A 15,568-nucleotide genomic window follows, 5' to 3' on the forward strand; every position below is an offset into this window, starting at 1 on the left:
GCCCATCGGCGAGCCCACGGTGTGCGGTGCCGCACAGTTTAAGAAAGGCCTCAGGCTAGCGCCAGCCCATTGGCCCTGGCGTCATCCCCACCGGTCCGATATCGCCACTTACATTGCCACTTCGACCTGCCCCGGCGCCGTCACCCGCGCCTTGATCACCCGTTTGGAATTGAGGTTGCGCACACGGATCTGTTCGGCCAGGCCGCCCTTGCTCAAAGCCTCGCCCGGCATGCGCACGCTCAAGGTGCCGCTGCGCGCGATGATCACCACATGGTCGCCCTTGCGAATCAATTCGGCCTGTTCCAAATGCTGCGGCGTCAACACCTGGTCGAGCACGGTGGGCCGCAACAGCTTCATGCCCACCACTTGGTCCAGTTCGGTGATGAAGCCCTGGCCGAGGCTGCCGACATCGCGCTCGCGCAGGGCCACGTCGCCTTCGCCCACCACGCTTTCGCGCTTGAGCGGGCGCACCATCACCACCACGTCGCGGAACAGCTTGACCGTGGCGGGCACGAACACCGTCCACGGACCGCCGCCGGCGCAGCTCACGCGCACGGTGACACGACCCATGGGTGTCGCCGGACTTTCCAGCGATGCGTCGAGGGCCTGGCTGCACTCGGGCATGCGCAAGCGCGGGTCGAGCGTGTTGACCGCCACCTCGTAGCGTCCGGGGGTTTGCGTGCTCGCAAGATAATCCTCGACCTTGAACTCAAGAAATCCCTGAGTCACGCCGATAAGTTGTTCAGGCGAGGTAAACGCCTGCGCCAGCACCCTGGCGCCGGGTGCCCACAGGCACAGAGCCGCCAGCAAGGTGGTCAGCCGCGTCAGTCGTCGGAAATTTGTCGTTTTCATAGGCATGACGCTCAAAAAAGCAAAGCCCGTGCCGACTTGGTATCAGGGCATCAGGTGTGAAGGAGTCGGGCATGGCGGGTGTAATGGATTCGGTCAACCAGCGCACGCAGCTGGTCGGGCAGAATCGTCTCGAGCTGCTGCTGTTTCGCCTCAACGGCGCACAGCTTTACGGGATCAACGTGTTCAAGGTGCGCGAGGTGCTGCAATGCCCGCCCTTGACGCTATTGCCCAGGTCGCATCCGGTGGTGCGTGGCGTGGCCAACATCCGCGGCGCCACCATCCCCATCCTTGACCTGTCGATGGCCACCGGCCTGCCGGGTCTGCAAGAAGAGCTGTGCAACAGCTTCGTGATCATCACCGAGTACAACACCAAGACCCAGGGCTTCCTCGTGCACTCGGTCGAGCGCATCGTCAACATGAACTGGGAAGAGATCCACCCGCCACCCCGCGGCACCGGTCGCGACCATTACCTGACCGCCGTGACCCGCGTGGACAACAAGATGGTCGAGATCATCGACGTGGAGAAGGTGCTGGCCGAAGTGGCGCCGACCTCCGAAGCGGTGTCGGAAGGTGTGATCGACGCCGAGGTGCAGGACAAGGCCGTGATGCTGCGGGTGCTTACCGTCGACGATTCGTCGGTGGCGCGCAAGCAGGTCAGCCGCTGCTTGCAGACGGTGGGCGTGGAAGTGATCGCGCTCAACGATGGCCGTCAGGCGCTGGACTATCTGCACAAGATGCTCGATGAGGGCAAGCATCCGGAAGAGGAGTTCCTGATGATGATCTCCGACATCGAAATGCCGGAAATGGACGGCTATACGCTGACCGCCGCCATCCGCAGCGATCCGCGCATGCAAAAGCTGCACATCGTCCTGCATACTTCGCTATCCGGCGTATTCAACCAGGCGATGGTGAAGAAGGTCGGTGCGGACGATTTCCTCGCCAAGTTCAGGCCTGACGACCTCGCCCAGCGGGTCGTCGACCGGATCAAGGCGACGCACTGAAACGACCGGGGGTCCGGCCCCCGGTGTCAAAGATTGAGAATGAGGCGGCGACAGTGTCTACGGCTACTACCGATTTCGAGCAATTCAGGGTTTTCCTGGAAAAAGCCTGTGGCATCTTGTTGGGCGACAACAAGCAATACCTGGTCTCCAGCCGCCTCAACAAACTGATGGAGCAGCAGGGCATCAAGTCGCTCAGCGAGCTGGTGCAGCGCATCCAGACCCAGCCGCGCAGTGGCTTGCGCGAGCAGGTGGTCGACGCCATGACCACCAACGAAACCCTGTGGTTTCGCGACACCTACCCCTTCGAGGTGATGAAGAACCGGGTCATCCCCGAGTTCATCAAGAACAACCCCGGCCAACGCCTGCGCATCTGGTCGGCGGCCTGCTCGTCGGGTCAGGAGCCGTACTCGCTGTCGATGACCCTCGACGAGTTCGAGCGCAGCAACCTCGGCCAGCTGAAGATGGGCGCGCAGATCGTCGCCACCGACCTCTCCAGCTTGATGCTGAACAACTGCCGCACCGGTGAGTACGACAGCCTGGCCATCGCTCGCGGTCTGTCGCCCGAGCGCCTGCAGCGCTATTTCGACAGCAAGGGGGCAGGGCGCTATGCGGTCAAGCCGGCGATCCGCAGCCGCGTGGAATTCCGTTCGTTCAACCTGCTCGACAGCTACGCGGCGTTGGGCAAGTTCGACGTGGTGTTCTGCCGCAACGTGCTGATCTACTTCTCCGCCCAGGTGAAGAAGGACATCCTCATGCGCATCCACGGCACGTTGAAGCCGGGCGGCTACCTGTTCCTCGGCGCTTCCGAAGCGCTCAACGGCCTGCCGGACCACTTCCAGATGGTGCAGTGCAGCCCAGGCATCATCTATCAGGCCAAGTAGCTAACCGCTTCATCTTCCAAGCCAGCGCCCATGCGCTGGCTTTTTCGTTGATGGGCGTTCGACCGCCAGCACGCCAGTCGATCGACGCCCCGTCAAAAAATTGATTTTCCCGCTGCAATCCCGCCGATTTGCCGCTGTTTGCCGCCAAGCCGGCAGCACTTTGCCGCTTTTCCCGCTGACGGTTCGTCCGCTGCTGGCATCGACCCCACGTACTTCAACGCTTTTGCCGATCTGGCACAACCCTTGCTATCTCAGTCTCAAACGATCTTCGGTCAACCCGCGCAGGTTCCAGACATGAGCATCAACTTCGACAAAGCGCTCGGCATCCACCAGCAGGCGATGAATTTCCGTGCCCAGCGCGCCGAGGTGCTGGCCAACAACATCACCAACGCCGACACGCCCAACTACAAGGCGCGCGACCTGGACTTCTCGTCGATGCTGGCGGCCGAAGCGAACAAGCAGAACAGCGGCGGCATCGCCCTGAACCGCACCAACGGTCGGCACATCGAGGCCGAAGGCCTGGCCAGCGCCGACGATTCGCTCAAGTATCGGATTCCGACCCAACCGTCGATCGACCAGAACACCGTCGACGCCCAGGTCGAGCAGTCCAACTACGCGCAGAACGCCCTCGACTTCCAGGCCAGCTTCACCCTGCTCAACAACAAATTCAAAGGGCTGGTGTCGGCCCTGCGCGGAGAGTGACCATGTCCCTTGCCAACGTCTTCAACATCGCCGGTAGCGGCATGAGCGCGCAGAACACGCGCCTCAACACCGTGGCCTCGAACATCGCCAACGCCGAAACCGTGTCGTCGAGCATCGACCAGACCTACCGCGCGCGGCATCCGGTGTTCGCCACCACCTTCGAACAGGCGCAAAGCGGCGCCGGGCAATCTTTGTTCGAGGACCAGGGCCAGGCCGGGCAGGGCGTGCAGGTCAGCGGCATCGTCGAAGACCAGAGCGAGTTGCAGGCCCGCTACGAACCCAACCACCCGGCGGCGAACAAGGACGGCTACGTCTATTACCCCAACGTCAACGTGGTGCAGGAGATGGCCGACATGATTTCCGCCAGCCGCTCGTTCCAGACCAACGCCGAGTTGATGAACACGGCCAAGACCATGATGCAGAAAGTGCTGACGCTGGGTCAGTAATTGGGATATCGACATGACGACCACGACCGCCACCACCGGCTCGGCTTACCTGACATCGCTGCAAAAGAGCACCGACGCCACCAACGGCAGCACGGGTGCGGCCGGCAGCGCGCTGGGCAAGGACGCGTTCCTCAAGCTGCTCGCCACACAAATGCAGAACCAGAACCCGCTCGACCCACAGGAGAACGGCGAGTTCGTCGCACAGCTGGCGCAGTTCAGCAGCCTGGAAGGCATGCAGACGCTCAATAGCTCCGTGAACAGCATTCTCCAGGGCTTCCAGTCCTCCACCGCATTGCAGGCCTCCTCCTTGGTGGGGCGCAACGTGGTGGTGCAGACCGACAAGGCCAATGTCGAAGCCGGCCAGTCGCTGACCGGCTCGGTCAACGTCACCGGCTCCAGCACCTCGGTGAAGGTCGACGTCTACAACGACAAGGGCGATGTGGTGCGCAGCATCGACCTGGGCAGCAAGGCCAGCGGCCTGGCCGACTTCACCTGGGACGGCCTCGACGATGCCGGCCAGGCCGTGGCCTCGGGTGTGTACAGCTTCAAGGCCACCGCCGACATCAAGGGCACGGCCACGGCCATGACCACCAACTTGCCGGCCAAGGTCAACAGCGTCACTACGGGCGTGAACGGCAGCGAAATGATGTTGAACCTGGCAGGGATGGGCAGCGTTGCCCTGTCGAAAGTACAAATGATCGGAATCTGAGGGCCGACCCCGTCGGCAGGAGTGAGTAAATGTCTTTCAATATTGGACTGAGCGGGCTGTACGCGGCCAACAAGGCCCTCAACGTCACCGGTAACAACATCGCCAACTCCGCCACCACCGGCTTCAAGGCCTCGCGTGCCGAATTCGCCGACCAGTACGCCTCTTCCGTGCGTGGCACCAGCGGCCGTACCCAGGTCGGCAGCGGCGTGCGCACCGACGCGGTGTCGCAGCAGTTCACCACCGGCAACATCGTCGGCACCGGCAAGAGCCTGGACTTGGCCATCGACGGCGACGGTTTCTTCGCCATGAGCGACAACGGCTCGCGCATCTATACCCGTGCCGGCGCTTTCTACAGCGACAAGGAAGGCAAGGTGGTCAACGCCTCCGGCGCGACCCTGCAGGGCTACCCGGTCGATGCCAACGGCCAGATCGTACGCGGCGCGCTGACCGATCTGAAGATCGACACCGGCAACCTGGCGCCCCGTGCCACGTCGAAAGTCAGCGAAACCCTGAACCTCAACTCCACGGAAGCTGCGCCTGCGCTCACGCCGTTCGACCCGTCCGACGTCAAGACCTACAACTACACGTTCAACACCGACCTGTACGACAGCCAGGGCAACCTGCACCAGCTGAACCAGTACTTCGTGCGCGACACGGTCAACAACGCCTGGACCATGTACACCACGGTCAACGGTCGCAATCCGGCCGATCCGACCAACACCACGCCGCTGGTCAACACCCTGCCGTTCAAGTCCGACGGCTCGCTCGACACCGCTTCGATGGCCGCCGGCCCGGTCGCGGGCGGCATGAGCATCGCTACCGACAAGACGTTCAAGATGGACAACTGGGTACCGGCCGCGAAGAACGCTGCTGGCGCCTGGGCCAGCAACGGCGCTGTCGCCAATGACGGCGGCGTCGGCCTGGACATGCTCGCCACCACGCAGTACAACGCGGCCTCGGCGACCACCGCCAAGGATCAAGATGGCTATTCCACCGGTGAGCTGACCGGCCTGACGGTCGATCAGAGCGGCAACCTGTTCGCCAACTTCACCAACGGTCGTGACAAAGTCATCGGCCAGGTCGCCGTCGCCACCTTCGCCAACATGCAAGGGCTGACCCCGGTCGGTGGCACGGCGTGGCGCGAGTCGTACAACTCGGGCGTGGCGGTGGTCGGTGAGCCGGACACCGGCACCTTCGGCAAGATCGCCGGCGGCTCGCTGGAAGACTCCAACGTCGACCTGACCGGTGAGCTGGTCAATCTGATCAAGGCGCAGAGCAACTACCAGGCCAACGCCAAGACCATCTCGACCGAAAGCACTGTGTTGCAGACCATCATCCAGATGACCTGATGGGTGGGTGAGGGGTGAGGCGCATGGCCTTGTTTCTGTGGGCCAACGCCTCGTCCCGGTCCTACGCTGGCAGCACGGTTTCCTGGCCGATCGCGGTAGCTGGGATGGGCCGGCGTTGCCGGCCATCGCGGCTAAAGCCGCTCCCACGGTAAGGCGCTCCTGTAGTGAGTCGCTTCTGCAGTGGGTCGCTTCTGTAGTGCACCGTTCCCGTGTAGGAGCGGCTTTAGCCGCGATCCAAGGCGCAAGCCTTGGTGGCTGCCAATGAACCCTCTTCAGGCAAACACCCACCCGAGCCCCATGCCAATGTCGAAACGCTTTACCTTCACTGCGCTTCTTCTGCTGTTGGCCCACACTTGTGTACAGGCCGCCCCCGCGCCGTTCTTCCTCTGGCAAAGCAAACTCACCGGCCGCTACATGTGCAGCCAGCACAAGCCCGGCGACGGTTGGATCTGGCACGCCGGGCCGTTCAACAACGCCGGTTGCCGCGCGCGGTAGCGTTGGCGATCGCTGCATGGCAGGCGGTGACGGAGCCCCACGATACGAAGCATCGAGCGACGAACCCCAAGCACCGAGCATGGGTGCTGAGGCATGACCCTCATGCCTCCAGCGCCATGACCCTCTCCACTTGCCTCCACACCTGACGCCACCCTTCGATGCCGGACAATCTCCCCTCCCGGCAATTCCCTTCCGGCAAACCTTTGCCGACAAACTGACGCCATCGCACAGCCATCCTCGTCAAATCCCAGTAAACACGGGCTTTGGCAAACCTGGTTCGATAATTGCTAAGGCTTGCACGAGGCGACAACGTTTCGCTACGCGCACAGAGGATTCCCCGTGGACAAGATGCTTTACGTGGCCATGACCGGTGCCAGCCAGAACGCCCTGGCGCAACAGGCCCACGCCAACAACCTGGCGAACATTTCCACCACTGGCTTCCAGCGCGATCTGGAGCAGGCGCGCTCGATGCCGGTGTTCGGCGACAGCTTTCCGTCGCGCGCCTATGCCATGACCGAGCGCCCGGCCACTGACTTCAGCGCCGGTGCCATGATCGAGACCGGCCGTGATCTGGACGTCAGCGTCTCCGGCCCCGGCTTCATGGCCGTCCAGGCTCCCGACGGTAGCGAAGCCTATGTGCGCACCGGCAGCCTCAACGTCGATGCCTTGGGCGTGCTGCGCGCCGGCAACGGCATGGCGGTGATGGGCAATGGCGGGCCGATCGCGGTGCCGCCCGAGCAGAAGATCGAAGTGGGCGAAGACGGCACCATCAGCATCCGCGGCATGGGCGAAGACCCGCGCGTGCTGGCGGTGGTCGACCGCCTGAAGCTGGTCAACCCCGACACCAAAGGCATGGTCAAGGGCACCGATGGCCTGATCCACACCAGCAGCGGGCAAGCGGCCGACGCCGACGTCAACGTCAAGGTGGTGTCGGGCTTTCTCGAGGCGAGCAACGTCAATGCCGTCGAGGAGATGACCTCGGTGCTGGCGCTGTCCCGGCAATTCGAGCTGCACATCAAGATGATGAACACGGCCAAAGAAGGCGATGAAGCCATGGCGCGTGTTTTGCAAATAGGCTGATAACACTTGAACGGGTGCCGAAAATCCGGCGCACGAGGAGAACGAGATGCTTCCAGCACTGTGGGTCGCCAAGACCGGTCTGTCTGCCCAAGACACCAATTTGGCCGTGGTATCGAACAACCTGGCCAACGTGTCCACCACCGGTTTCAAGCGCGACCGCGCCGAATTCCAGGACTTGCTGTACCAGGTCAAACGCCAGCCCGGCGCGCAATCGACCCAGGACAGCGAGCTGCCTTCGGGCTTGCAGGTCGGTACCGGTGTGCGCGTGGTCGGCACGCAGAAGAGCTTCACCGCCGGCAGCCTGCAAACCACCGAAAACCCCTTGGACATGGCGGTCAACGGTCGCGGCTTCTTCCAGGTGTTGCAGCCCGACGGTACGGTGTCGTACACCCGTGACGGCACCTTCCACCTGAACTCCGACGGCCAGATCGTCACCGCCAGCGGCTTCGCCCTGGAGCCTGCGGTGGTCGTGCCCAACGACGCACAGACCTTCACCGTGGGCCAGGACGGCACCGTGTCGATCACCACCGCCGGCAACCCGGCCTCGCAGGTGATCGGCAACATCCAGACCGCCGACTTCATCAACCCGGCCGGCCTGCAGGCCATCGGCAGCAACCTGTTCCTCGAAACCGCCGCCAGCGGCGCGCCGCAGGTGGGTACGCCGGGCCTCAACGGCCTGGGCACCACCCAGCAGATGACTCTGGAGAACTCCAACGTCAGCACCGTGGAAGAGCTGGTCAACATGATCACCACCCAGCGCGCCTACGAGATGAACTCCAAGGTCATCTCCACCGCCGACCAGATGCTTTCGTTCGTCACCCAGCAGCTTTGATCACCGATCCGTTCCCGCGCCCGATACACCGTGAGGTAAGCGTCATGAGTCGTCTGTTGTCCGTGTTCGCCCTGGGGGGCGTGGTCCTGCTGTCCGGGTGCGTGGCGCCCGCGGCCAAGCCCAACGATCCGTACTACGCCCCGGTGCTGCCGCGCACCCCGTTGCCGGCCGCCGCCAACAACGGCTCGATCTATCAGGCCGGGTTCGAGCAGAACCTCTACACCGACCGCAAAGCCTTCCGCGTGGGCGACATCATCACCATCACCCTCAACGAACGCACCTCGGCCAGCAAGAACGCCGGTTCCCAGCTCACCAAGAACAGCAAGGCCAACCTCGGTCTGACGTCGCTGTTCGGCGGCTCGGGCACTACCAACAACCCGTTCGGCGGCGGCGACCTGTCGCTCAACGCCGGCTACAACGGCGACCGCACCACCAAGGGCGACAGCAAGGCCAACCAGGGCAACACCCTGACCGGTTCGGTGACGGTGACGGTGGCCGACGTGCTGCCCAACGGCATCATCTCGGTACGCGGCGAGAAATGGCTGACGCTCAACACCGGCGACGAGCTGGTGCGCATCGCCGGGCTGATCCGCGCCGACGACATCGCCACCGACAACACCGTGCCGTCCACGCGGGTCGCCGATGCGCGCATCACCTATTCGGGCACCGGCTCCTTCGCCGATGCCAGCCAGCCGGGATGGCTGGACCGCTTCTTCCTCAGCCCGCTCTGGCCCTTCTGAGAACGATGACCATGCTCAACCCAAGGCAGCTGCTCGCCGCGACCCTTCTGCTGTGCTGTGCGTTCGCCGCGCAGGCCGAGCGTCTGAAGGACATCGCCAGCATTTCCGGCGTGCGCAGCAACCAGCTGATCGGCTACGGCCTGGTCGTGGGCCTGAACGGCACGGGTGACCAGACCACCCAGACGCCGTTCACCCTGCAGACTTTCAACAACATGCTGGCCCAGTTCGGTATCAAGGTGCCGCCAGGGTCGGGCAACGTGCAGTTGAAGAATGTCGCCGCGGTGTCGGTGCATGCCGACCTGCCGCCGTTCGCCAAGCCGGGGCAGATGGTCGACATCACCGTGTCGTCCATCGGCAACTCCAAGAGCCTGCGCGGCGGCAGCCTGTTGATGACGCCGCTCAAGGGCATCGACGGCAACGTCTACGCCATCGCCCAGGGCAACCTGGTGGTCGGCGGCTTCGACGCCGAAGGCCGCGACGGCTCGCGCATCACCGTTAACGTACCGTCGGCCGGGCGCATCCCGGGCGGCGCTTCGGTCGAACGCACCGTGCCGAGCGGCTTCAACCAGGGCAACAGCCTGACGTTGAACCTCAACCGGCCGGACTTCACCACCGCCAAACACATCGTCGACAAGGTCAACGAGCTGCTCGGCCCCGGTGTGGCCCAGGCGCTGGACGGCGGGTCGGTGCAGGTCACCGCGCCCATGGACCCGAGCCAGCGCGTCGACTACCTGTCGATCCTGGAAAACCTGGAGATCGATCCAGGCCAGGCGGTGGCCAAGGTCATCATCAACTCGCGTACTGGCACCATCGTCATCGGCCAGAACGTCAAGGTCTCGCCGGCGGCGGTCACCCACGGCAGCCTGACCGTGACCATCACCGAAGACCCGGTGGTCAGCCAGCCCGGCGCCTTCTCCAACGGCCAGACCGCCGTGGTACCGCGCTCGCGGGTGAATGCCGAACAGGAAGCCAAGCCGATGTTCAAGTTCGGCCCAGGCACCACATTGGATGAGATCGTGCGTGCGGTGAACCAGGTGGGCGCGGCCCCCGGCGACCTGATGGCGATCCTCGAAGCCCTGAAGCAGGCCGGTGCGTTGCAGGCCGACCTGATCGTCATCTGAGGCCCCGACCATGACGCCCAAGAGCCTGGTATCGACCACTCCCGACAGTGGTGCGTACACCGACCTTACCCGCCTCAGCTCGCTCAAGCATGGCGATCGCGACAGCGATGCCAACGTGCGCAAGGTGGCCCAGGAGTTCGAGTCGCTGTTCATCGGCGAAATGCTCAAGGCCTCGCGCAAGGCGAGCAACGTCATGGCCGACGACAACCCGATGAACACCGAGACGGTCAAGCAGTACCAGGACATGTACGACCAGCAGATGTCGGTGAGCATGTCGCGCGAAGGCGGCGGCATCGGCTTGCAGGACGTGCTGGTGCGCCAGTTGTCGCAGAAGAAGGCCAGCGCCGCTGCGGCCGCCAGTGCCGCCAGCGCCCATGCGCCGGCCCTGTGGGGCGCACGGGTGGCGGCGACGGCGGCGGGCGAGGGCGGTGCCACCAGCTCGCGCAACGACGTCGCCCTGCTCAATGCCCGGCGCCTGGCGCTGCCCGGCAAGCTGACCGACCGTCTGCTGGCCGGCATCGTGCCGTCGGCGAGCGGCACCTCCGCCAGCGGCACTTCGACGAATGGCGCCTCCGCGAACGCTCCGGCGCTGGCCACCGCCAGTCCTGCGCTGGTCAAGCTGGACCGGTCCAAAGTCCAGTCCGCCACTGCCGTAGGTACCACTGCGGGCGCCGCCACGCAGATCCTCGGTCGCGCCGTTGCCCAGCCGCCGCTGGCGCCGCAAAAAGCCTTCTCGGGCAGCGACGAGTTCGTCAACACCATGCTGCCGATGGCCGAAAAAGCCGCCAAACGCATCGGCATCGACCCACGCTATCTGGTGGCCCAGGCCGCGCTGGAGACCGGTTGGGGTAAGTCGGTGATGCGCAATCCCGATGGCAGCAGCAGCCACAACCTGTTCGGCATCAAGGCCACCGGCAAGTGGCAGGGCGGGGAAGCCAGCGCCATCACCAGCGAGTTCCGCGAGGGCAAGTTCGTCAAGGAGCGTGCGGCGTTCCGCTCGTACGACTCCTATGAAGACAGCTTCCACGACCTGGTCAGCCTGTTGCAGGACAACGGCCGCTATAAAGATGCCGTGGCCTCTGCCGATAAACCGGAACAGTTCGCCAGAGAGCTGCAAAAGGCCGGCTATGCCACCGATCCGGACTATGCCCGCAAGATCATCAGCATCGCCCGACAGCTGCAACCCACTTCCCAATACGCCATGGCCGGCTCTGCAACGACTCTATAAGGATTGACGCATGACGAATCTGATCTCGATCGGCCTGAGCGGCCTGAGCGCCAGCCAGGCGGCGTTGTCGGTCACCTCCAACAACATCGCCAACGCTGCGACCTCGGGCTACTCGCGCCAGCAGACGATCCAGACCGCCAGCCCCTCGCAGAACATCGGCGTGGGCTTTCTCGGCACCGGCACCACCCTGTCGGAAGTGCGCCGCATCTACAGCGCGTACCTGGACAACCAGTTGCAGTCGGCGACCTCGCTGCAAGCCGACGCGACCGCGTTCCAAGAGCAGATCACCGGCATGGACAAGTTGCTGGCCGACCGCGACACCGGCATCAGCTCGGTGCTCACCGCCTTCTTCTCGTCGTTGCAAACGGCGGCGGCCTCGCCCTCGGACGTGGCGTCGCGGCAGCTGCTGCTGACCCAGGCGCAGACCCTGAGCAACCGCTTCAACGCCGTGGCCGGGCAGATGAACCAGCAGAATACGCAGATCAATTCGCAGCTGCAGACCCTCGCCGGGCAGGTGAACAAGCTCACCACCAACATCGCCGACTACAACCGCCAGATCGTGCAGTTATCGGCGGCGGGCACCTCGCCCAACAGCCTGCTCGATGCGCGCAGCGAAGCGGTGCGCCAGCTCAACGAATTGGTCGGCGTCACGGTGCAGGAACGCGACGGCAACTTCGACGTGTCGCTTGGCACCGGTCAGGCGCTGGTCACCGGCATCCACGCCAATCCTTTGTCGGTCGAGCCCGGCATCGCGGACAAGAGCCAGGCGAGCCTGAAGATCGAGTACGCCAACTTCAGCTCCGACGTGACCTCGGTGACCACCGGCGGGCAGATCGGCGGCCTGTTGCGCTACCGCAACGAGGTGCTGACTCCGGCCATGAACGACCTGGGCCGCGTCGCCCTAGTGGTGGCCGACAGCATCAACTCGCAGTTGGGCCAGGGCCTGGACGTCAACGGCCAGTTCGGCGCCGATCTGTTCACCAGCATCAACAGCGCCACGGCGATTTCCCAGCGCAGCCTGGCGTCGTCGGCCAACAGTGCAGGATCGGGCAACCTCGACGTGACCATCCGCAACAGCGGCGCGCTGAGCACCTACGACTACGAAGTCAAGTTCACCAGCGGCACGCAGTACAGCGTACGCCGTTCCGACGGCACCGAGATGGGCAGCTTCGACCTCAATGCCGACCCGGCACCGGTGATCGACGGCTTCAGCCTGGCGCTCAAGGGCGGTGCGCTTGCCGCAGGCGACAGCTTCAAGGTGATCCCCACGCGCACGGCTGCCGCCGACATCGGCACCGTGACCCAGGACGCCAACAAGCTGGCATTCGCCGCGCCGGTCACCGCGGCGGCCAGTGGCGGCAACGGCGGCACCGGGACCATCACCCAGCCGACCCTGACCGAGCGTCTGGACATCTACGGCGGCAGCGACACAGCGGTGGCACGCGACGCCATGCGCACCTCGATGCCGGTGCGGGTGGTGTTCCAGGCGGCCAGCGGTGGCGCCCAGAGCTACACCGTGTTCGACGCCAAGGGCACCTCCATCGGCACCGGCAGCATCGTGCCTGGGCAGGACAACAAGCTCACCATCGCCGTGCCGATGCGCGATGCCAGCGGCGCGCCGATCCTCGATGGCGACGGCAAGCCGCGCAGCTTCAGCCTCGACACCAGCATTGGTGGCAGTCCCAACGTCAACGACAGTTTCACCCTGTCGTTCAACACCGATGGCAAGTCCGACAACCGCAATGCCAGCCAATTGCTGGCGTTGCAGACCAAGGCGACCGTGGCCACCGGTTCGGGCGGTGGCATCAGCTTCACTTCGGCCTATGCTTCCCTGGTGGAGCAGGTCGGCGCCAAGGCCAGTCAGGCCACCATCGACAGCACCGCCACCGATGCCGTGCTCAAGTCGGCCAAGGAAAGCCGCAGCTCGGTGTCCGGGGTCAACCTCGACGACGAGGCGGCCAACCTGGTGAAGTTCCAGCATTACTACACGGCGTCGTCGCAGATCATCAAGGCGGCGCAGGAAACCTTCCAGACCTTGATCAACGCACTCTAAGGGAGAGCTGACCATGCGCATTTCCACCGCTCAGTTCTACGACGCCAGTGCCAGCAGCTACACGAAGAACTTTTCCGACCTGAACAAGACCCGCGAACAGGTCGATTCGGGCGTGCGTATCCAAAGCGCCGGTGACGATCCGGTCGGCGCCGCGCGTTTGCTGGTGCTGCAACAGCAGCAGGCGCTGCTGGGCCAGTACAACAGCAACATGTCCACCGTGAACAACGCGCTGTTGCAGGAAGAGAGCGTGCTGTCGACCATCACCGAGGCCTTGCAGCGCGCCAGTGACCTGGCCGTACGCGCTGGCGGTGCGGGCCTGACCGATGCCGACCGTACCTCCATCAGCAGCGAACTGAAGGAAATCGAGGCCAACGTGTTCGGCCTGCTCAATTCGCGCGACGCCAACGGCAACTACATGTTCGGCGGCGCCAAGAGCACCACTCAGCCCTATGTGCGCAATGCCGACGGCACCTACAGCTTCCAGGGCGACCAGACCCAGTTGAGCCTGCAGGTGTCCGACACCTTGAGCCTGGCCACCAACGATTCGGGCTTCAGCGTCTTCGACCAGGCGACCAACAAGGAGCGCACCCAGTCGACCCTGACCGCGCCAGCGACCAACGACGGCAAGGTCTCGCTGTCCCAGGGCCTGATGACTTCGACGCCGACCTACAACAGCCGCTTCGCCTCGGGCCAGCCGTACTCGCTGAACTTCACCAGTTCCACCGAGTTCACCATCACCGATGCCAGCGGCAAGGACATCACCGCCGAAACCACGACCAACGGCAAGTTCGACGCCGACACCGAGGGTGGCAACGTCGTCACGCTGCGTGGCGTGGAGTTCCGCATCGACGTCGCCCTGAGCGAAGGCGAAGATGCCGACGCCGCCGTGGCGGGGCACACCTTCCGCCTGGAGATCCGCCCCGACACCCTCACCGCCACCCGCGGTGCCGGCAACGCCTCGACGGCGCAGATCACCAGCAGCACCATCAGCAACGCGGCCGACTACCACAGCACTTTCCCCAGCGGCGGTGCGGCGATCAAGTTCACCAGCGACAGCGAGTACGAGCTGTATGCGCAGCCGATGACCGACGGCGCCCAGCCCGTCGCCAAAGGCACCGTCACCGGGGGCGCCTTCACCGTGGCGGGCGTGACCTACCAGCTCAGCGATGCGCCCAAGGCCGGTGACCAGTTCACCGTGAGCGCCAACACCCACCAGACGCAGAACCCGCTGCAAACCCTGGCCAAGCTGCGCGCAGTGCTCGACGCGCCCATCGACGACAAGAACGCCAACGTCGACCTGCGCAACGCCGTGGCCTCGGCCGTGGCCAACCTGGCCAGCGGTCGCGAACGCATCGACATCACCCGTGGCTCGATTGGCGCGCGGGGCAACTCGCTGGAGATCCAGCGCCAGGAAAACACCAGCCTAGGCCTGGCCAACACCACCACGCAGAGCGCGATCGGCAATACCGACATGTCCCAGGCGGTCATCACCCTGACCTTGCAGCAGGCCATGCTGGAAGCCTCGCAGCTGGCCTTCTCGCGGGTCTCGCAGTTGAGTTTGTTCAACAAGCTCTAAGCCAGCGGCATCCTCATCTCGATTGGAGGCAGAGCATTCACACGCTGTCGGGCCCGCTCTGCGGGCCATCGCGGCTGAAGCCGCTCCTACAGGGGTTCTGCTCTGCGGGCCATCGCGGCTGATCGGAGCGTCGAGCCGGATGCTCCAGCAGGGCTTTGAGCTTCGGCCTGGCCTGGGACATCCATCCACTTCTAGAAACTCAGCTCATATCCTCCTGTAGGAGCGGACGGTTCGGCGCTCCGATTAGCCGCGATGGGCCGCGAAGCGGCCCCAACCCAGCCGCCCAGGCCATTTCAGGTAAACCATTTACGCGCCCTTAAGCCCGCTTTGCGGGCCATCGCGGCTAAAGCCGCTCCTACAATTCGGCGCGGTACATGTGACCAATGAGTCAAAACCTGCATCTTCCCTGTATCCTATTGGCGGTCGTCGCATTTTGTTGCCCTTTATCTCTCGGCATACAGGCAACGAATGCGTGCGCGTCGTGTCTGCACGCGCTGAACCCC

At 64.2% G+C, this 15,568-nt stretch carries 15 protein-coding genes; 14 read left to right on the forward strand and 1 reads right to left on the reverse strand.

The features are described 5' to 3' along the window. Positions 1–108 precede the first annotated feature (108 nt). Positions 109–858, reverse strand: a complete 750-nt coding sequence (gene flgA, locus ACSMEV_RS10425; protein WP_459205111.1) for a flagellar basal body P-ring formation chaperone FlgA — start codon at positions 856–858, stop codon at positions 109–111. Between the two features lie 65 nt (positions 859–923). On the opposite strand from flgA, the gene ACSMEV_RS10430 reads away from it, so the two are divergent. From ACSMEV_RS10430 to ACSMEV_RS10495, 14 genes are all read left to right on the forward strand, one after another. Further along, positions 924–1,853: a chemotaxis protein CheV gene (locus ACSMEV_RS10430; RefSeq protein ID WP_296264357.1), complete on the forward strand. Its 930-nt coding sequence runs from the start codon at positions 924–926 to the stop codon at positions 1,851–1,853. 53 nt (positions 1,854–1,906) lie between these two features. Next, positions 1,907–2,734, forward strand: coding sequence for a protein-glutamate O-methyltransferase CheR (gene cheR / locus ACSMEV_RS10435; RefSeq protein ID WP_459205112.1), 828 nt, complete (start codon positions 1,907–1,909; stop codon positions 2,732–2,734). A 294-nt stretch (positions 2,735–3,028) separates the two neighbouring features. Then, entirely contained in the window at positions 3,029–3,436 is a 408-nt protein-coding gene (flgB, locus tag ACSMEV_RS10440; RefSeq protein ID WP_459205113.1) for a flagellar basal body rod protein FlgB, read from the forward strand. A 2-nt stretch (positions 3,437–3,438) separates the two neighbouring features. Continuing rightward, positions 3,439–3,882 (forward strand): flagellar basal body rod protein FlgC, encoded by a 444-nt coding sequence (gene flgC, locus ACSMEV_RS10445; RefSeq protein WP_296264351.1) that lies wholly within the window; start codon positions 3,439–3,441, stop codon positions 3,880–3,882. A gap of 13 nt (positions 3,883–3,895) precedes the next feature. Continuing rightward, positions 3,896–4,591 carry a flagellar hook assembly protein FlgD gene (locus ACSMEV_RS10450; RefSeq protein WP_459205114.1) on the forward strand — a complete coding sequence of 232 codons (696 nt, stop codon included), beginning with the start codon at positions 3,896–3,898 and terminating at the stop codon, positions 4,589–4,591. A 29-nt stretch (positions 4,592–4,620) separates the two neighbouring features. Next, positions 4,621–5,940: a flagellar hook protein FlgE gene (gene flgE, locus ACSMEV_RS10455; RefSeq protein WP_459205115.1), complete on the forward strand. Its 1,320-nt coding sequence runs from the start codon at positions 4,621–4,623 to the stop codon at positions 5,938–5,940. 303 nt (positions 5,941–6,243) lie between these two features. Further along, positions 6,244–6,435, forward strand: a complete 192-nt coding sequence (locus ACSMEV_RS10460) for a hypothetical protein (RefSeq protein ID WP_314489366.1) — start codon at positions 6,244–6,246, stop codon at positions 6,433–6,435. 339 nt (positions 6,436–6,774) lie between these two features. Next, positions 6,775–7,515 (forward strand): flagellar basal body rod protein FlgF, encoded by a 741-nt coding sequence (locus ACSMEV_RS10465; protein WP_296264343.1) that lies wholly within the window; start codon positions 6,775–6,777, stop codon positions 7,513–7,515. Between the two features lie 46 nt (positions 7,516–7,561). Further along, the gene (gene flgG, locus ACSMEV_RS10470; protein ID WP_296264340.1) at positions 7,562–8,347 is read left to right on the forward strand and encodes a flagellar basal-body rod protein FlgG; all 786 of its coding nucleotides are present in this window, start codon (positions 7,562–7,564) and stop codon (positions 8,345–8,347) included. 44 nt (positions 8,348–8,391) lie between these two features. Further along, on the forward strand, positions 8,392–9,087 hold the full coding sequence (flgH, locus tag ACSMEV_RS10475; RefSeq protein ID WP_296264338.1) for a flagellar basal body L-ring protein FlgH: 696 nt from the start codon (positions 8,392–8,394) through the stop codon (positions 9,085–9,087). Positions 9,088–9,098: 11 nt separating this feature from the next. After that, positions 9,099–10,208: a flagellar basal body P-ring protein FlgI gene (locus tag ACSMEV_RS10480; protein ID WP_459205116.1), complete on the forward strand. Its 1,110-nt coding sequence runs from the start codon at positions 9,099–9,101 to the stop codon at positions 10,206–10,208. A gap of 10 nt (positions 10,209–10,218) precedes the next feature. Beyond that, a complete protein-coding gene (flgJ, locus tag ACSMEV_RS10485) occupies positions 10,219–11,436 on the forward strand; it encodes a flagellar assembly peptidoglycan hydrolase FlgJ (RefSeq protein ID WP_459205117.1) in 1,218 nt (405 codons plus the stop codon). A 10-nt stretch (positions 11,437–11,446) separates the two neighbouring features. Then, complete coding sequence (gene flgK, locus ACSMEV_RS10490; protein WP_459205118.1) at positions 11,447–13,489, forward strand: flagellar hook-associated protein FlgK; 2,043 nt, start codon at positions 11,447–11,449, stop codon at positions 13,487–13,489. Between the two features lie 13 nt (positions 13,490–13,502). Next, complete coding sequence (locus ACSMEV_RS10495) at positions 13,503–15,065, forward strand: flagellar hook-associated protein 3 (RefSeq protein WP_459205119.1); 1,563 nt, start codon at positions 13,503–13,505, stop codon at positions 15,063–15,065. Positions 15,066–15,568 lie beyond the last annotated feature (503 nt).

Source organism: Pseudomonas sp. MLB6B, assembly GCF_054508135.1.